This is a genomic window from Pseudomonas sp. DSP3-2-3 (assembly GCF_049898225.1).
Classification (GTDB): domain Bacteria; phylum Pseudomonadota; class Gammaproteobacteria; order Pseudomonadales; family Pseudomonadaceae; genus Aquipseudomonas.
Genome location: NZ_JAFCXH010000020.1, coordinates 25,462 through 43,296 on the forward strand (window position 1 = coordinate 25,462; position 17,835 = coordinate 43,296).

At 59.4% G+C, this 17,835-nt stretch carries 18 protein-coding genes; 10 read left to right on the forward strand and 8 right to left on the reverse strand.

Going from position 1 to position 17,835, the window contains the following annotated elements; all coding sequences use genetic code 11:
- Nucleotides 1-24: 24 nt before the first annotated feature.
- The 3 genes from ACP7E4_RS21070 to ACP7E4_RS21080 form a co-directional block, all read right to left on the reverse strand.
- Nucleotides 25-783 (reverse strand): collagen-like protein, encoded by a 759-nt coding sequence (locus tag ACP7E4_RS21070; protein WP_426117522.1) that lies wholly within the window; start codon nucleotides 781-783, stop codon nucleotides 25-27.
- Nucleotides 776-1,051, reverse strand: a complete 276-nt coding sequence (locus ACP7E4_RS21075) for a DUF1145 domain-containing protein (protein WP_426117524.1) — start codon at nucleotides 1,049-1,051, stop codon at nucleotides 776-778. Before ACP7E4_RS21075 ends, ACP7E4_RS21070 begins: the two co-directional genes overlap by 8 nt.
- Before the next feature lie 193 nt (nucleotides 1,052-1,244).
- A complete protein-coding gene (locus ACP7E4_RS21080; protein ID WP_426117526.1) occupies nucleotides 1,245-1,946 on the reverse strand; it encodes an OmpA family protein in 702 nt (233 codons plus the stop codon).
- 278 nt (nucleotides 1,947-2,224) lie between these two features.
- On the opposite strand from ACP7E4_RS21080, the gene ACP7E4_RS21085 reads away from it, so the two are divergent.
- A complete protein-coding gene (locus tag ACP7E4_RS21085) occupies nucleotides 2,225-2,722 on the forward strand; it encodes a DUF6231 family protein (RefSeq protein ID WP_426117528.1) in 498 nt (165 codons plus the stop codon).
- 3 nt (nucleotides 2,723-2,725) lie between these two features.
- A complete protein-coding gene (locus ACP7E4_RS21090; protein ID WP_426117530.1) occupies nucleotides 2,726-3,199 on the forward strand; it encodes a YchJ family protein in 474 nt (157 codons plus the stop codon).
- 1 nt (nucleotide 3,200) lies between these two features.
- On the opposite strand, the gene ACP7E4_RS21095 is transcribed toward ACP7E4_RS21090, so the two are convergent.
- The gene (locus tag ACP7E4_RS21095; protein ID WP_426117532.1) at nucleotides 3,201-3,740 is read right to left on the reverse strand and encodes a hypothetical protein; all 540 of its coding nucleotides are present in this window, start codon (nucleotides 3,738-3,740) and stop codon (nucleotides 3,201-3,203) included.
- Nucleotides 3,741-3,839: 99 nt separating this feature from the next.
- On the opposite strand from ACP7E4_RS21095, the gene ACP7E4_RS21100 reads away from it, so the two are divergent.
- The 4 genes from ACP7E4_RS21100 (at nucleotide 3,840) to ACP7E4_RS21115 (ending at nucleotide 8,001) form a co-directional block, all read left to right on the forward strand.
- A complete protein-coding gene (locus tag ACP7E4_RS21100; protein ID WP_426117534.1) occupies nucleotides 3,840-4,328 on the forward strand; it encodes an LEA type 2 family protein in 489 nt (162 codons plus the stop codon).
- A gap of 5 nt (nucleotides 4,329-4,333) precedes the next feature.
- Nucleotides 4,334-4,549 (forward strand): SEC-C metal-binding domain-containing protein, encoded by a 216-nt coding sequence (locus ACP7E4_RS21105; protein WP_426117536.1) that lies wholly within the window; start codon nucleotides 4,334-4,336, stop codon nucleotides 4,547-4,549.
- A 113-nt stretch (nucleotides 4,550-4,662) separates the two neighbouring features.
- Complete coding sequence (locus ACP7E4_RS21110) at nucleotides 4,663-5,307, forward strand: glutathione binding-like protein (protein WP_426117538.1); 645 nt, start codon at nucleotides 4,663-4,665, stop codon at nucleotides 5,305-5,307.
- A gap of 231 nt (nucleotides 5,308-5,538) precedes the next feature.
- Nucleotides 5,539-8,001 carry a penicillin acylase family protein gene (locus tag ACP7E4_RS21115; RefSeq protein WP_426117539.1) on the forward strand — a complete coding sequence of 821 codons (2,463 nt, stop codon included), beginning with the start codon at nucleotides 5,539-5,541 and terminating at the stop codon, nucleotides 7,999-8,001.
- Nucleotides 8,002-8,012: 11 nt separating this feature from the next.
- Here the strand turns inward: ACP7E4_RS21115 and ACP7E4_RS21120 are convergent, their stop codons facing one another.
- Genes ACP7E4_RS21120 through ACP7E4_RS21135 form a run of 4 tightly spaced genes read right to left on the reverse strand, consistent with a single transcriptional unit; the run spans nucleotide 8,013 to nucleotide 12,055 of the window.
- Nucleotides 8,013-8,465, reverse strand: a complete 453-nt coding sequence (locus ACP7E4_RS21120; RefSeq protein WP_426117540.1) for a spore coat protein U domain-containing protein — start codon at nucleotides 8,463-8,465, stop codon at nucleotides 8,013-8,015.
- On the reverse strand, nucleotides 8,462-10,822 hold the full coding sequence (locus tag ACP7E4_RS21125; protein WP_426117541.1) for a fimbria/pilus outer membrane usher protein: 2,361 nt from the start codon (nucleotides 10,820-10,822) through the stop codon (nucleotides 8,462-8,464). The genes ACP7E4_RS21120 and ACP7E4_RS21125 overlap by 4 nt, the downstream gene beginning before the upstream one ends.
- Nucleotides 10,822-11,538 carry a fimbrial biogenesis chaperone gene (locus ACP7E4_RS21130; RefSeq protein WP_426117542.1) on the reverse strand — a complete coding sequence of 239 codons (717 nt, stop codon included), beginning with the start codon at nucleotides 11,536-11,538 and terminating at the stop codon, nucleotides 10,822-10,824. Before ACP7E4_RS21130 ends, ACP7E4_RS21125 begins: the two co-directional genes overlap by 1 nt.
- A gap of 16 nt (nucleotides 11,539-11,554) precedes the next feature.
- The gene (locus ACP7E4_RS21135) at nucleotides 11,555-12,055 is read right to left on the reverse strand and encodes a Csu type fimbrial protein (RefSeq protein WP_426117543.1); all 501 of its coding nucleotides are present in this window, start codon (nucleotides 12,053-12,055) and stop codon (nucleotides 11,555-11,557) included.
- Nucleotides 12,056-12,643: 588 nt separating this feature from the next.
- Between ACP7E4_RS21135 and ACP7E4_RS21140 the strand changes: the two genes are divergently transcribed.
- From ACP7E4_RS21140 to ACP7E4_RS21155, 4 genes are all read left to right on the forward strand, one after another.
- On the forward strand, nucleotides 12,644-13,801 hold the full coding sequence (locus ACP7E4_RS21140; protein ID WP_426117544.1) for a GlxA family transcriptional regulator: 1,158 nt from the start codon (nucleotides 12,644-12,646) through the stop codon (nucleotides 13,799-13,801).
- A 28-nt stretch (nucleotides 13,802-13,829) separates the two neighbouring features.
- Complete coding sequence (locus ACP7E4_RS21145; RefSeq protein ID WP_426117545.1) at nucleotides 13,830-14,879, forward strand: ligase-associated DNA damage response exonuclease; 1,050 nt, start codon at nucleotides 13,830-13,832, stop codon at nucleotides 14,877-14,879.
- The gene (locus tag ACP7E4_RS21150; RefSeq protein WP_426117546.1) at nucleotides 14,876-16,591 is read left to right on the forward strand and encodes an ATP-dependent DNA ligase; all 1,716 of its coding nucleotides are present in this window, start codon (nucleotides 14,876-14,878) and stop codon (nucleotides 16,589-16,591) included. Before ACP7E4_RS21145 ends, ACP7E4_RS21150 begins: the two co-directional genes overlap by 4 nt.
- A gap of 389 nt (nucleotides 16,592-16,980) precedes the next feature.
- Nucleotides 16,981-17,763: a transporter substrate-binding domain-containing protein gene (locus ACP7E4_RS21155; protein ID WP_426117547.1), complete on the forward strand. Its 783-nt coding sequence runs from the start codon at nucleotides 16,981-16,983 to the stop codon at nucleotides 17,761-17,763.
- Nucleotides 17,764-17,835 lie beyond the last annotated feature (72 nt).

A 17,835-nucleotide genomic window follows, 5' to 3' on the forward strand; every position in this document is an offset into this window, starting at 1 on the left:
ACGATGATCTGCGCTTAGGGCAAACTAAAGCCGCTGAACCGTCAACGCGCCCGCTGGCCCGGCAACACCCGGTTGGCCTGGCAGACCTTCACGCCCGGCTTTGCCGCCATCGGCGCGATAGACGATGCAACCCTTGGACGCTCCGCCTTTGCCCGCATGACCGCCCTGCCCCGCAGCACCACCGGCACCGCCTTCGACATTGACTTTGATGTGCGCAGCCGGGAACGCCAGCGGCAGCTCCAGACGCACTTGGCCACCTGCGGCGCCATCGTGGCCATTGCCGCCGTCGTCGCCATTGAAGCCACGTCCCGCCTGACCCCAGGTGCAACCCGGCGCTTCGCCGTTGGCACCATCAAGGCCTACATAACCGGGCGCGCCCGTACCGCCGCGCGCATCAACCGACAGCTCGGCTGCGTTTAGGGATTCCAGGCGCAGCGTCAGATTTCGCCCTGGCAACGGCGCTTTCTCATAAGTGCCAGGCGACCCACGCGCAGTGATCTGGCTGCCCTCGCCAAGCTGACCACGACGCACCACCAGACTGAATGGCTGGCTGCCGGGCACAATCGCAATACGCGCTTCATGGCCCAGCACCAGTTGATCGACCTTGACTTCGGTCAGGCCGGACGGAATCAGCAAAGTGCCGTAGTCCGCGACTTCCAGACGCTCCAGTTGCAGAACGCTGGTGGCGTTAGGCAGGCGCATCAACGAATGACTTTCGACGGTAATGGTCTGCGCCATCGCCAAAGGGCTGCACAGCGCGGCCAGCAGGAAAAGACTACGCATGAGCGGCCTCCGAGGACGATTCAGGCAAGGATTGCAGGTGAAAAATGCCGAAGACCAGAATCTGCAAGCGATCACGCCAGGGATGCTTGCGCCCGCGCAGGCTGCCGTTGAACAGCAGCAGTTCGGCGACATGCGTCAATATCAGCAAGCTGCCCGCCAGCTTGATCAACATGCCGAACGGCGTCGGTAACACGATAACCAGATTCAGCAGCACTACCAGCCAGAACCCTAACGTCAGCAGCTTCCCCAATCCCCAAAACACCTTCATTACTCGCCCCTGGTCATGATTTTTTATGCGAACGCTTATTATTGCGTGCGTTTTCCGCGCGCACAGTAGACGGCTTGCTTGCCGAATATGCCAGCGGGGTGATGAAAATTCTTCACGCAGTAGCGCTGAGCTGCCGAACGGCGCAGGAAATGCGGGCCCGACGGTGACGTCGAGCCCGCATCGAGAGGGAGAATCAGCGGCTGATCTTGATTTCTACGCGACGGTTGAGAGAGCGGCCGGAAGCCGTTTTGTTGTCTGCCACAGGACGCGCTTCGCCATCGCCTTCAACAGACACAAACGCACTGCGCGGGATGCCGGAGCTGACCAGATAATCGGTCACCGAAATCGCACGTTTCTCGGACAGTTTCTGGTTGTAGGCATCACGTCCAACGCTGTCGGTGTGGCCGCTGACCCGCAATTGCGCACTCGGCGCTTCGCGTTTCAGGCGAGTCGCGATCAGGTCCAGTTTCGATTTGTCGGCTGCGGTCAGGCGCGCCGAGTCGAATTCGAACAGCACATCATTAATGACAATGACCTCTTCCTTGACCACCACCACTTCTTCAACCACTACCGCCGGCGCAGGCTCGACCAGCGGGCAACCGGTGGCGTCTACCTGTACACCCTTGGGCGTATCGGGGCATTTGTCGACGCTGTTTTTCACGCCATCGCCATCATCGTCGCCATCGCCATGCACCCAGCAATACGCGCCCGCCATCACACCCACCGCGCCACCCAGGCTGGCGGCAACCGCGGCGGTCTGGAACGCGCCCGCCGCCGCACCTGCCAAAGCGCCACCGGCCGCACACAATGGCCAGTCGGTCTTCTGCAAACCGGCACAACCGGTCAAGACACTGGTTACAAGAATCAGAGGTAACGCCGTCCGGATTATTCTCATTAATTTCTTCTCCCAAGGGTTCGGCCCAATGCGCCGCCTCTCAAGTAAAGACATCACATGGCCACTTCGCCAGTTTGAGCCCGTATTTATTGGGAATTGAGGCCACCCGATGCTCCATGTGGCAGCACAATCCATGGTTACGTCATTTCCCACAAAAGCGCCTCTAACAGACGGCCAGGCAACCATAGAATCTCCAACAGGGCAGAGGTTCAATCCCTACAGGACTAGGCCCGCCGCCGAGAGCGCGCTAGTCTTGCAGGTCAATACGAGGATTTTCGATGAGCGAAGGCTTTTCCACCCGCACGCCACAGCAAGCGCTGGCCGCCCTGCTCGACCAGCAGACGCCGCGCCGCCTGTTGATGATCGGCGCACAGGCATTTCCGGCGCTCCAGGCATTCAAGGAAGCGCATCCGGAAACAGAAGTGTTTCATGCGACGCCGGGGCCATTGCCCGCCGAACTGGCCGCGCTGCGTTTCGACCTGGCGCTGGTCGTCGATTGCCTGGAGCACCTGCCCAAGCGCGCCGGGCTGGAATTGCTCGGCGGTATTCGTAACCTGAACGCCAGCCGCATTGCAGTGCTCGCTGATCTGCCTGCCTGCGGTTGGCAGGACACGGACTTCTATTCCCTGGCCCTGCAATTGACTGAACGCTTTGGCCGGGACGAACAAGTGCTGACACTGTTCACGTACGATCTTCGCGAATACAAACAAGTACCGGACTGGCTCAATGCACGTTTCTGGGCCAACCCGGAGAATTTTGGCAAATATTGGTGGTGACCCATGAGTAGCGCAATCTGCCCATGCGGCAGCGGTGATTTGTTGATCACCTGCTGCGGCCCTTTTCACGCCGGCCAGCCTACGCCCTGTGCCGAAAAACTGATGCGCTCGCGCTACAGCGCTTATGTGCTGGGTCTGGTCGATTACTTGCTGGATACCACGTTACCGGCGCAGAAAGCCGGGCTGGATCGTGAGTCCATCAGCCAGTGGAGCCTGCAAAGTACCTGGCTGGGACTGGAAGTCGAGAGCACGGAAGTCTTCGGCGGCAAGCCTGAACATGCCTTCGTCACGTTCACCGCGCGCTGGCATGACGGCACCGGGGAGCACAGCCATCGCGAACGCTCATCCTTCGTCCAGAATCAAGGGCGCTGGTACTTTATCGACTCGACCGTGCCGCTCAAGGCCGGTCGCAACGATGCGTGCCCGTGCGGCAGCGAACAGAAGTTCAAGAAGTGCTGCGCCAGCTATATGGCCTGATTCACTTCAGGCTCAGGTGTGAAGTGTCCGGTGCTGGCCCGGCCTTGGGTTTTTCCACCTGACCCATGTCGCTGCCGGCCGGGGCCAGGCTTATGCGGGAAAGATCCAAACGAGGCGCAACAGCTTCGGGTTTGGCGTCCTGCAAGTCGCTACCGGTTTCAAAGAGCGCAAAATCCGGCGCATCGACGTCGACGAAAGCGGCCATATACACATCGCGCGGCGCGACCTGCAAGCGGCCGTTGCGCGCTGACGGTTTGCGCAACCAGGCGGGTTCGTCCGGTGGCGGCGCCAGCTCCACCTCTTCGATCTGCTGTTCCATGGCCAGAACTTCGACCCACGCTCCGGCGCGCTCAAGGGTCGAACGATACTTTTCAGCGGCCGCTGCATCGAGATTGTTCTTGAGCACCAGACGCCGCCCGGAAAACAGCAGCGCCAGCCGCTGGGCGTCGGCCTGAAACAATTTCCCCAGATTGGCCTGCACTCGTTCAAGCTGAGCGCCGGGTATCAATTGGCCATTAAATACAATTTCATAAAGATTCATGGGTCAGACTCTGTAGCTCGTGGCATGAGTATGCGTACGCTCAGCAAATGGAACAAGCAGGCCGCCCTGCTAAACTCAGGCCTCAAATGGAGCACGACAATGTTTTCACAGGCGCACGTGATCAGAAAAATTTGCCTGGCGCTGCTGCTCTCGGTGCTGGCCGGATGCTCGAGCCTGGTGGTCAGCGACTACAAGGAGCCGGTGGTGCGCCTGACCCGGGTCGAAGTGGTCAAGGCCAGGCTGATGCAGCAGGATTTCAAGCTGCATTTTCGCGTCGATAACCCCAACAGCGGCAGCATGCTGGTGCGTAGCCTGCGCTATAAAGTCATGCTCGGCGACGTGATGCTCGCCGATGGCGAGTCCACCGACTGGTTTGTGGTCGATGGCGAAGGCCACAAGAACTTTGTCGTGCCGATCAGGACCAACCTCTGGCAGCACATGAAATACATCGCCAGGCTGCTGAAAAAGCCTGATCAGGCGATTCATTACAGCCTTGAAGGCAAACTCAAGACCGGCTTTTTGTTCCGGCACAACGTGCGTATCGGCCGCGATGGGGAGATAATCCCCGGCGATTTTATTCCGGAGTAACCCCGATGACCCAGCAAGACCACGTGCATGGCCCTGATTGCAATCATGATCACGACGATCACGCCCATGAGCATCACGACCACCAGCACGGCCACGTCCACGGCCCGAACTGCGGTCATGCTCACCAGGAGCCGGCGCGCAACGCCTTGAAAGACGTTGGCCGCAACGATCCTTGCCCCTGCGGCAGCGACAAGAAATTCAAGAAGTGCCACGGCGCGTAACGTGTCGTGCCTTGCCAACGGCCTGCCTTGCAGGCCGTTTTCATTTGTGCGATCCGCTGCAGTCGGAGTAAAACAGGTGGTCTTTTTTGCGCTGAACTCATTCGGAGCTTTCAATGATCGACCTGCATTACTGGACCACGCCCAACGGGCACAAAGTCTCGCTGTTTCTGGAAGAAGCCGGTCTGCCGTACAAGATCTTCCCGGTGAACATTGGCCAGAACGATCAGTTCAAGCCTGAATTCCTGAAAATCGCACCCAATAATCGCATCCCGGCCATCGTCGATCACGAGCCTGCCGATGGCGGCGCGCCGTTGAGCCTGTTCGAATCCGGCGCGATCCTGCTGTATCTGGCGGAAAAAACCGGCCAGTTCATCCCGCAGGATCTGCGCGGTCGTCAGGAAGCCTTGCAGTGGCTGTTCTGGCAAATGGGCGGGCTGGGGCCGATGGCCGGTCAAAACCATCACTTCAATCGCTTCGCCAAGGAAAAAATCCCCTACGCGATCAAGCGCTATGTCGACGAAACCGCTCGACTGTACGGTGTGCTGAACAAGCAACTGGACGGCCGCGACTTCGTGGCGGGCAGCGAATACAGCATCGCGGACATGGCGATCTATCCGTGGATCGTGCCGCACACCTTCCAGGAACAGGACCTCGACAACTTCCCGCACCTCAAGCGCTGGTTCGAGACTGTCGCCAGTCGCCCAGCGACCCAGCGCGCCTATGCCCTTGCGGACAAGGTGAATCCGCCGAAGGATTGAAGCCTGTTGGAGCGAACTTGGTGGGAGCGAGCTTGCTCGCGAATACGGTTTATCAGCCAACTATTTCTCTGGATGTACCGGCCGATTCGCGAGCAAGCTCGCTCCCACAGTTACTCCGATACCGCGCGCGCTGAAAAACCTTGAAATAAACTCCCGCTCCCCGCTTGCGTGCCGCGCGCCTGCTCTCTAACGTAGCGCCTTTTATACGCCACCCCCGCAGGAGCTTCGCCCATGGCCTCGCCAGCCCTATCCAAATTTCTACCCCGGTTCGGCGCTGCCGCCGCTGCGGCGGGTTTCCTGAGTCTCGCGGGCTGCCAACTCGGCGGTGGCGACACCGATACGCTGATGCCCAATTCAGGCACGGTTGCGATCAAGGGCCTGGCGCAAAACGTTTCGGTACGCCGCACGCCGCAAGGCATGCCGCTGATCGAAAGCAGCACTTTCCACGACGCCCTGTTCACCCTCGGCTACGTGCATGCCAATGACCGCATCACGCAGATGGTCGGCATGCGCCTGCTCGCTCAGGGTCGCTTGTCGGAAATGGTCGGTTCCAGCGCACTGGATGTCGACCGCCTGATGCGCGCGGCCAACCTGAAACGCAACGCCGGCGAGTTGTACAACGCCGCGTCGCCACGCCTCAAGCGCTTCTTTGAAGTCTATGCCCGAGGCGTCAACGCCTACCTGTTCCGCTATCGCGACAAGCTGCCTGCTGACCTGGCCGCGTCCGGCTATCGCCCGGAATACTGGAAAGCCGAAGACTCGGCGCTGATTTTCAGTCTGCTGAATTTCAGCCAGTCGGTTAACTTGCAGGAAGAATTGGCTTCGCTGGTACTCGCGCAAAAAGTCGGTACCGACAAGCTGGCGTGGCTGATTCCGACCTATCCGGACGAAGAATTGCCCTTCGCCGAAGCGGAAAAGCTCAAGGGTTTGAACCTCAGCGGCCAGGTATCAGGGCTCAGCGACCTGAACAAAGTCGCCCTGCAACTCTCGGACTTGAACATGCTCGGCGTTGCCGCTTCCAGCAACTGGGCCATTGCACCGCAGCGCAGCCGTAATGGTCGCAGCTTGCTGGCCAACGACATGCAACTGCCCGCCGCGCTGTCGTCGGCGTGGACTTTCGTGCAGATCCGCACGCCGAAATATCAGGCGGCCGGTACTTCAATCGCCGGTCTGCCGCTGATCCTGTCCGGCTTCAACGGCAAGCTTTCGTGGTCCATGGCCTCGGTCATGGGCGACAACCAGGACTTGTTTCTGGAGAAGCTCAAGCGGGAAAACAATCGCCTGATGTACATGGCCGATGGCAAATGGCTGCCGGCGACGTCCCACGAAGAAACCTTTTTCATCAAAGGTGGCAGCCCGGTGCGCGAAGCGGTTTACGAAACGCGCCACGGTCCGCTGCTCAACAGCAATCTGGGCGGACAGCTGAGCAGTGGCCTCGGCCTCGCGCTGCAAACCCCGGATTACAAAGATGATAAAAGCCTGGACGCTTTCTTCGACCTGTCCCGGGCGCCCAAGGTGGACAAAGCCTTCGACGCGAGCCGGGAAATCCGCGCCATCGCCCTGAACATGGTGTTCGCCGATGCCTCGAACATCGGCTGGCAAGTCACCGGCCGCTTCCCGAATCGTCGTGAAGGCCTCGGCCTGCTGCCATCGCCGGGCTGGGACAGCCGCTATGACTGGGACGGTTTCGCCGACTCGATGCTGCACCCTTACGATCAGGACCCGACGCAGGGCTGGATCGGCACCGCCAACCAGCGCACCTTCCCCAAGGGTTACGGCATGCAGCTGTCCAATTCGTGGAAGACGCCGGAGCGCGCCGAGCGTATCGCCGAACTGGCCAACAGCGGCAAGCAGGACAGTCGCAGCGTGATTGCCATGCAATACGACCAGACCACCACCTTCGCCGCCAAACTGAAGAAAATGCTTGAAGCGCCGGGCATGGTCAAACCGCTCAGACAAGCCATTGATGCCCTGCCCGAAGCCGAGCGCGGCAAAGCGCGTGAGGCTTACTCACGCTTGATGGCGTTCGACGGCAAGCTGGCGGCGACTTCCGCCGACGCGGCGCTGTATGAGCTGTTTCTGCAGGAAAGTACCAGGCAGATTTTCCTTGATGAGCTGGGCCCGGAAAGCAGCCCGGCCTGGAAAGCGCTGGTGCAGAACGCCAGCCTGTCTTACTCGCCCCAGGCTGATCACTTGCTGGGTCGCGAAGACAGCCCGTACTGGGACGACGTGAAAACCCCGCAGAAAGAAGACAAACCGACGATTCTGGCCCGCAGTCTCGCCGCGGCCATTACCGCTGGCGACAGTCAATTGGGCGGCGATCACAAGAGCTGGCAATGGGGCAAACTGCACCGCTACGTCTGGCAGAGCAATCCGTTAATCGGCAACAGCGTCGAGCATGGCGCAATCGCTGCGGGCGGCGACCACAGCACGCTGAACATCGCGGCTTATCCATGGGGCACCAACTTCGACAGCCCGGTAGCGCCCGGCATGCGCATGATCGTCGACTTCAGCCAGGCCGAACCGATGATGGGCCAGGTCAACATCGGCCAGTCCGGCAACCCGGCCAGCGCCAATTACAGCGACGCCATCGAGCCTGCGCTCAAAGGCCTGTATCAAACGATTCCGGTGCAGCAGCAGAATCTTGAGAAGGCGTATGGCAAGCAGCGCTTGACCTTGATCCCGGGCAAATAGCCCGAAATGCCTCAGTAAATGAGGCGTACCGCGCTGATTGAGGTGTACTGACCCGGCCCCACTTTGAGGCCGGGCTGCATCCGGGCATACACCGTGTAGACCCGGGTTTGCGAGGTATTGGCCGCCAGGGTATAGCTGTCGGAAATCGCACTGCCCGCCGTGTCGCCCCAGACCTGTTGATAACTTCCCGAGGTGTACAGCTGGTAGCTTGCTGCGCCGTTACCACCCACCATGGTTCTTTCATTCAGGCTGAAGGTGTCAGACAACAGCTGATAACTGACCGTGACCGCGCTATCGCTCTGGCAGACCACCGTCAGCGTTGCGGTGCTGCGCGTGACCTGGCCTGAGCGGCCCTCGACCATCCCGAAACTCAACGGTGTTGCTGCGACAGAACACTGATACGCCATCGCCGGTGAGCACATCAGGGCGATGCCAATGCAGCAGAGTGTGGTCGGTAGCTTCATGGTCTGACTCCAGAACGGCAAATCAATGGCCCGATTTGTGGAATGGTATTGGCCTGCGGTTGATAGTCGAAACTGACGGAACAGGACGCCTGCCCCGGCCGATTGACCAAAACCTGCTCGTGCTCCGCAAGGTTGTTGAAGAAGGTCACACCGTCATAGCCGACCACCCCCGCCTCACCACTGCTGGACAACACTGCCTGACTGCCCAGCAACACCGGTCGATGCTGTTCATCGAGCAATATCAGGGTTGCGCTGCGGCTGTGTCGAATGGGGAATTTCGCGATAACACCGGAGCGATCCGAAGGGCGCACCTCAAGAATGGCGTTGCTCAAGGAGACATCCATCGGAACATCTCCCGCGTCGATGGACAGGTTGTTGGATTCGTATGCGCGCAGGCCTTCGATAAACAGCAAGCCGTCAGCATCGGTTTTGCCCAGCGGACGGTTTTCCTGCAACACCGTTATGCCCGGCAGGCCATCGGTATCCACCACAGCGAAACTGTCGTAGACGGTATTGGACGCGAACAACCGCCCATCGAGCGTAGATAAAGCGCCTCGCGCGGTGGCGCGATAGGCCATGTCACCGCCGCTGCGCTCAACTTCGGCGCCCACTTCCCCCCAGGGAGACTTGTAGTTCACACCGGCATCGTCTCGGGTCTGGGTCCCGGTTTGATGGGCGACGTTCCACCCCACATCACCGCGCTGCACGGCGCTTTTGCGAGCCTCGACGGTTTGATAGGTGCTGTCGCCGCTACGACTGGAGCTGGCGCTCAACGATGTTGTGTCGCCGATAGGTATGGAGATCCCGACAAACATGCCATTACCGCTGTTGCCTTTGAAATCGTGGAACGCCGTGACAAAACCGTAGGCTTTCATAGGCAGCGGCGCGGAGAAGGTCGCTGACAGCGTCGACGTTGAAATGCGTTGCGTGGCATTCACATAGTCGGCGTCATAGTCATCAAGGGTGTAGAGGTTGACCATCTTGCGGGCATACACCAGCCCCAGCGTGCCCACGCCCGGAATGGGAAAACCGAGATTGGCGCGCAGGGTCGTCCTGGGCATCGAGTCATCATTGGCGGAGGCGATATCGGCAAATCCCCGATCCGCCTTCAACATGCTGAAACCAAAACTCAGATACGGCGTAGTGCGAGCGATACCCAGCCCATATTGAAAACCGCCTTCACCGTCGTAGGAACTGCTGGCCACCGAGGCCGAAAGCACACCCAAATGGCCGACCAACAGGTTGGCACCGACACCGCCCATGGCCAGCCCGGACGTGGTCTCCAGGTGTGTTTCCAGGCTCAGGGTGGGGGTTTCTCCATGGCGATAGCTCACAGAGGCGGCCGGCTGAGCGTAGTCATTGGAGCGCGTGGCATACTCGCGCCGCACCAGACCGGCCTGCACAGCCAGAGAGTCCAGGCCTTCACTGAGCAGCAACGTGCTGGTATAGAAAGGCAACGTCTGAGTCGTCTGTCGACCACTGGCATCCTTGACGACAACCGAGACGTCGCCTCCGCCCGAGGTCACTGGCAACTGGTTGAGTTCAAACGGGCCGGGCTGAATCCGGGTCGTGGTCTGGTGCAGACCGTTGACGTAAATATCCACCGACGACGGCACTGCCACTTCTCCCGTCATGCCCGGACGAGGATAGGTCACCAGGTCAGGCCGCAAGGCGAAGTTGGTGGTCATCTGCGCGCCGAGCATGCGAACCGGGCGAGTCCAGTTCAGTCCACCGTTGATGAAATCGCCCACGTTGTAACTCTGCAACGTAGCGGCATCGGAAACGCTATACGTGCTGTCCAGGCGCACCGTGCGATTGAAGCTCTGGCTGCGGGTCTGCTCAACGCTGGATTGCACCACGCCGATCGGGCTGAAAACGCGTAATTCGTTGAGAATGCTTGAGCTGGAGTGATCGCCATCATGAGTGAACTGGGCGTCATAGTTGAGCACGGCACCGGGGTCGCTGCGGTCGATGTTGGCCAACGAAGGTGTCGGTCGGGGGATTAACTGCTGAACTTGCAGGCTACGCAGAGGAATCTGCAGTGCCAGCACCTGTGCGTTTGCGTCCAGTCGCCACGACCAGCCGTCGACACTCGACAGGCCGATCAGCCCGCCAGCGGGAGCCACCAGCTGCTCCGGGACAACCAGACCCAGGTCGAGCAGCTGTGCCCGCGTCACGAATAACTCCGAATCACGCTTGACGAACTCCTGGATACCATCGTGAATACGCCCGTTGATGGTGACGCTCAAGAGCAGGGTTTGCTGCCCGGTGGCGGGCGTCTGAGAAAAGGCTGCCGAGGCCGGAAGTGCAACTTCTAACAACAGCAGTGCCAGCAGCAAGTACCAACCACTGCTCACTATTTGATCTCTAACCATTGATCCCAATGGTCGCCGGGGCCTGAAGTCTGCAGATGCAGGCGCATGCTCTTGTCGAGACGGCCACGCACCCCTTGTAACGGCCATCTGCGCTCTGTGCCACTGAGCAGGTACGGCAACCCCATGCCCTTGAGCTTGACTGCCTGACCATCGGCAGCCGTCAACGAGAGGTTCACCAGTTGCGCGTGTTGCTTGCCGTGGTTGATCGCAACCAGCGTCGGCCTGTCGCCCACCAGCTCCAGACGCCACTCCACGTCCGACTGCCCGGCCGGTTGTGCGCTGGAAAAAACCGGCACTGTCAGGCGCAGCGCCATTTCGACTTTGCCGGACAAACGATCGGGGATCTGATCAAAAAATACCCGATATGCTTTTTCGGATATCCCGGCCGGGGTGCGCAACAGAATACGGATGACTTGCGTCTGACCCGGGGCAATCTTCGCAAAAGGCGGACTGACCGCCAGCTCCATGGTCGGCGTGTACGTTTCATCGCTTTCGGTTTGCGACCACGCATAGCCACGGATCTGTACCAGCGCTTCACTGTCCGAATGGTTCGTCAGGGTAAAGCTGGCCGTTCGCTGTTGTGGCGGCAGTTGCTGGCTGACGGGCACAATGGCCAGTGCCTGAGCCAATGCCTGTGGTGCGAACACGCACAGGCAGATCACCATCAATGCACACCGTACCTTGAAATCACGGAGCATCTCGAAGGGCGCCGGATCAATAATTGACAGTGACGGCGACGCTGTCCGTGTAAGTACCCACCGAGCCGTTCTGGCCCGCGACGATGCGACCGTACACTGGAATGGTCTGGTCGGCACCGTCACCCGTACCCGCCAGCGTATCGGTGCCGACCGTATCGCCCCATACCGTGGCGTAGGCGGCGTCCTGGTACAGACCGTAATTCATCGTGGTGCCTGACAGCGAACCCGTCAGAACCCGCGTCGTCGTGGTTGCGGCGGTACCGTTACCGGCCCCGAGACCAATGGTGTATGGCGCATCGTTGGTGCAATTGACGGTCAGATTCGCCGAGCCATCAACCGCTGTTCCCGAGTAGGCCGCAAACGCCAGCGCGCTGGCCGAAACCGTACAAGCGGCGACCACCGAAGCCGTTACGCTCATGGTTGAAGTCGCCGTGGCAGCGGCGGCATTCATTGAAGTAACCGTGCCAACAACCAGCAATGAAAGTGCAAGGACCGTGCGTGCATTTATTCCAGTCATGATAGTTCTCCACGTTAATATTCAACCGGACAATACAGGCCGCAAACAGCCTGAACCCAATAAGCCGCCATATTATCGAGTGATTACCAGAGGGGACTTTCTTAACCGCTGCATTCCCGGACAACATCGCTGCAAATCTGGCCAGTCATGATCCAGATCAACAAAGCAACGCATTCCCATTGCAACCACTTATCCAAAGTAGTCATGAACAATGACAGGGTCTATTGTTTTGTTATCGATACGCAACGCTACATACACGATACTTTTAGCGGTCGGGATATTTATCCGGGCGGGAGCGACGCGGTGCCAGGAACTCAAGGTATCGGCCAGGATTTAATAGTCTTTAGTGTTGACTGCAAGGTCATCATGCGACTATGTTTTGACGCTATTATATTGACGACGCTCTGCTGCAAGGGTCTTGGCGCTCATACCTCATAAGCAGGCATAAACGCAGCTAGCCCAGACTCAACGCCCAAAGGTCGCTAGTGCATAAAATTTGCCTTATCGCTCAAACTACCGGAAGCGTCTCTACATGACCCAGACATTCATTTCATTACTTGTATCCCGCACCCCATGAATGGTCTACGCATGAAAGCCGAGCCTGCACCAAGGACGGTCGTACTCCATAAAGTTGTAATACTCATGTACCCGGGAGCCTACACCGATGATGCCCTGCGACTAGTGGAAACACTTGCAGCGCTGAATGCGCACGCGCCCAGGACCGAAGACCATAAAGTTATCCATACTGCGCAGATTTATTCACTTTCCCATCAAGCACTTAATACATTCGAAACAGCAACGCCCAGCAGTGAATCTTGTTCAGCCGCTACGCACTCCGATACCCGAACGATAGACACCTTGATCATTCTCGATGGACTTCCGGGTTCCGTTGCGCAGTTGCCACAAGACGCACTCGCCTGGCTGCGCACGACAACGCCGCAGGTGAGCCGTGTGGTTGCGTTAGGGGCCGGAGTCTTTTGGCTGGCCGCGGCCGGGTTGCTTGATCAGCGTCGGGTTACTACTCATTCGGCGCTGGAGTCGTCGCTGGCGAGCCGTTTTCCGCAATTGCTGGTGGAGCCACAGCAAGGCTTACAGGTGGACGGCCAGTTTTACACCACCAGCGAACGCATCAATGCCAGCGATATGATCATGCTGCTGCTCAGAAATGAAAGCAGTCACATTCCGTCAGTGCAGGCGGGGCTCACCGAACATGCCCCCCTGCTGCATGCCCTTGCAACAACCCACTCGGTCACCGGCAAAGTTTGCGCGTGGTGGCTGATGCGCATCGCGGACGACCTGAGCATGGAGCGCTCCGCCCTGACGCTGCACATGAGCGAGCGTAATTTCCGTCGGCACTTCAAGCAGGAAACCGGCTATCCACCGTATCTTTTCCTGTTGCTGTTGCGCCTGGAGCTGGCGCGCCAGGCGCTGCTCGATTGCGACTTGCCGGTCGACAAAATCGCCCGCCGTGCCGGCCTGCTCGATGGCCAGCAGCTGGCGCGAGTGTTCCGAAAATACCTGGGCGTCTCGCCGCTTGAGTACCGACGTAAAATGAAACAAGGCTGGACGCCCAAATGCCACCCGGATTACGCCAGGTTGTTTGATGCGCGTCGGCCACCTGAATGGTTGATCCAGTTGCAATATCACCGAACTATCCTGCCGACCAGACTCAGTGATGAGCGCGCCCACCATCCAGCTGCGAGCCCTGTTCAACGAGCGAACTTCCTCCCCCACTCCGCCTCATAACTAACAAGCCCATCGCCTTGGTCATCCCATGGATCTTGTTATCGCTCGCCCCGAAGGTCTGTATTGCCCGCCCGGGGATTTTTATATTGACCCGTGGCGCCCGGTGGAACGTTCGGTGATCACCCATGGCCATGGCGATCACGCCCGCACCGGCAACGAGCACTACCTGGCTGCGGCACCCGGCGAAGGGATTTTGCGCGCGCGGCTGGGCCAGGACATCAACCTGCAGACCCTTGAATATGGCGAAACCCTGCTGCATCACGGCGTGAAATTGAGCCTGCATCCGGCGGGTCACGTGCTGGGCTCGGCGCAAGTGCGCCTGGAATACAAAGGCGAAGTCTGGGTTGCATCCGGAGACTACAAAGTCGAACCGGATGGCACCTGCGCGCCCTTCGAACCGGTGCGTTGTCATACGTTTATTACCGAATCGACCTTCGGCTTGCCGATCTACCGCTGGCAGCCGCAGTCGGAAATTTTCGCCGGGATCAACGATTGGTGGCGGACCAATGCGGCGGTCGGCAAAGCCAGTGTGCTGTTCGCCTATTCGTTCGGCAAAGCCCAGCGAATCCTGCATGGCATTGATCCGCAGATCGGTCCGATCCTCGTGCATGGCGCGGTCGAACCGCTGAACCGGGTGTACCGCGAAGCAGGCGTACGCATCCCTGAAACCCAGTACGCCGGCGACTTCAAGAAGACCGACCCGGCGCTGCGCGAGGCGCTGATCATCGCCCCGCCTTCAGCTGGCGGCAGCACCTGGATGCGCCGTTTCGGTGAGTTCAGCGACGCGTTCGCCAGCGGCTGGATGATGTTGCGTGGCACCCGCAGACGCCGCGGCGTGGATCGCGGCTTCGTGCTGTCCGATCACGCCGACTGGCCTGGACTGCTGTGGGCGATTGAAAATACCGGCGCGGAACGGGTCATGGTGACCCACGGTTCGGTGGCGATTCTCGTGCGTTATTTGCGCGAAGCCGGGCTGGATGCTCAGGGTTTCGTGACCGAGTATGGCGACGAGGAAGACTCGGGCGAGGCCAAGTTCGAACAGGCCACCGCCCTGGAACCCGACGAGGTGGCGTCATGAAAGCCTTCGCCGAACTCTATTCCCGGCTCGACGCAACGACCTCCAGCAACGCAAAACTCACCGCCATGCGCGAATATTTTGCGCAGGTTCCGCCAGAAGATGCGGCCTGGGCGGTGTACTTTCTGGCCGGCGGACGCCCACGCCAACTGGTGCCGACCAAACTGCTGCGCGAACAGGCCATGACCCTGGCGCACTTGCCCGAATGGCTGTTCGAAGAAAGTTACCAGGCGGTCGGCGATCTGGCGGAAACCCTGTCGTTGCTGTTGCCGGAAGCGGTGCACAGTTCGGATCAGGGCCTGGCGATCTGGATGGAGGAACACTTGCTGCCCTTGCGCGGCTTGCCGCCCGAAGAACTTGCCGAACGCCTGTCCAGCTTCTGGACGCAACTGGATCGCGTCAGCCTGATGGTCTGCATCAAACTGATCACCGGCAGCTTCCGGGTCGGCGTGTCCAAGTTGCTGGTGACCCGCGCCCTCGCCGCCCTGGCGGATATCGACAGCAAGCGGGTTGCGCAACGTCTGGTCGGCTATACCGATCTGTCCCACCGCCCGACCGCTGCGGGCTTTCTCAAATTGATCGCCGCAGAGTCCGAAGATGAACACGCCCAGCGTGGCGGCCAGCCCTATCCGTTTTTTCTCGCCCATGCCCTGCAACAGCCGGTGGATCAGTTCGAAAACCTGCTCGGCCCGGTGGATGACTGGCAGGTGGAATGGAAATGGGATGGCATTCGCGCGCAAGTGGTCAAGCGCGAAGGTCGGCTCTGGCTCTGGTCGCGGAGCGAAGAGTTGGTTACCGATCGCTTCCCGGAGCTGCATGCACTGGCCCAGAGCCTGCCCGACGGGACCGTGATCGACGGCGAAATTGTGGTCTGGAGAGCACCACAAAGTGAAACGGTCGCCGACGGCGAGTTTGCCTTGAGCAGCGAGGAGTTGGTCGGCTCTGGACCAGCGCAACCTTCAGTGCAGCCATTTGCGCTTCTGCAGCAACGCATCGGCCGCAAAACCCTGGGCAAGAAAATCCTCGAAGAGGTGCCGGTGGTGGTCCTGGCGTATGACCTGCTCGAATGGGAAGGTCATGACTGGCGCAGTCGCCCGCAACATGAGCGACGGGCTCAGCTGGAAAAAGTCATCGCAACCTGCAACAGCCCGGTCTTGCTGCCGTCGCCAGTGCTGACCGGCAAGGACTGGGCGGATCTGCAGAAACAGCGCGAAGCCTCGCGTAGCCTCGGCGTCGAAGGCATGATGCTCAAAGCCCGGGAAGCCTTGTACGGCGTGGGCCGCACCAAAGACATGGGCGTCTGGTGGAAATGGAAAGTCGATCCGTTCAGCGTCGACGCGGTGCTGATTTATGCGCAACGCGGCCACGGCCGTAGGGCCAGTCTCTACAGCGACTACACCTTCGCCGTCTGGGATGGTCCGCCGCAGTCCAGCGAACGCACGTTGGTGCCCTTCGCCAAAGCCTATTCAGGCCTGACCGACGAAGAAATGCGCAAGGTCGACGCCATTATCCGCAAGACCACCGTGGAGAAATTCGGTCCGGTGCGCAGTGTTACCCCGAGCCTGGTGTTCGAACTGGGTTTCGAAGGCATCGCACTGTCCAAGCGCCACAAGAGCGGGATTGCCGTGCGATTCCCGCGCATGCTGCGCTGGCGTCAGGACAAACCGGTCGCCGAGGCTGACAGCCTGTCGACGCTGCAGGATTTGTTGGGGTAGGATGCGCGCTCTTTTTTGGGGCGCGGATTTTCCTTCGCCCGGATGCATGCCCTGTTTGTGTGCGCGCAGGTGCGCATAGCTACTCAATGGTTACCGAATGACTCCTGCGAGGACGCCTGCTACGGACAAACGCCCACACCTGGAGGCGTACGAGCCGCAATCAGGCATTACGCAAGGCGTTTTTTTGTCCAATCGAGGCCTTTTGCGGACCAGCTACACTCTCGCAGTCGCATGCAGTCAGGCCCGAAGACAGCATTGCGACAACTGCGTACATTTAAAACGCACGTTCGTATCTTTGGTTCGGAAATTGCTATCTTCTCGGGTCTGGCACCCGCCGGTAGCAAGCCTCGCGTGTTCCCAACGCTCAATTTGGTTTTAAGGACTGAACGATGAAAAAAGCATGGCTGACCCTCTCTGCATTGGCTATTTGTCTAGCCGCTGGTAATGCAATGGCCAAGGAATACAAGGAACTGCGCTTTGGCGTCGATCCTTCTTATGCACCTTTTGAATCCAAAGCTGCTGATGGCAGCCTGGTCGGCTTCGACATCGACCTGGGTAACGCGATCTGCGCCGAGCTGAAAGTGAAATGCGTCTGGGTCGAAAGCGATTTCGACGGCATGATTCCTGGCCTGAAAGCCAAAAAATTCGACGGCGTCATTTCTTCGATGACCGTCACTCCAGCTCGCGAGAAGGTTATCGACTTCTCCAACGAACTGTTCTCCGGCCCGACCTCGCTGGTCTTCAAAAAAGGCGCGGGCTTCACTGCTGATCCGGCCAGCCTGAAAGGCAAAACCGTTGGCTACGAGCAAGGCACCATTCAGGAAGCCTATGCCAAGGCCGTTCTGGACAAGGCCGGCGTGACCACCAAGGCTTATCAGAACCAGGATCAGGTTTACTCCGACCTGACTTCCGGTCGTCTGGACGCTTCGGTTCAGGACATGCTGCAAGCCGAACTGGGTTTCCTGAAAACTCCGGCCGGCGCTGGTTATGAAGTCAGCAAGCCTATCGACAGCCCGCTGCTGCCAGCCAAGACCGCAATCGGCATCGCCAAAGGTAACAAAGACCTGAAAGCCTTGCTGGACAAGGGTATCAAAGCGCTGCACGACGACGGCAAGTACGCCGAGATCCAGAAGAAACACTTCGACGATCTGATTCTGTACAGCGGTAAATAACACCCCGACGCCCATCGATTCCGGCGACAATCCTGCGCCGTTGTCGATGGGCGTTTTGTTTTATTGACCGCT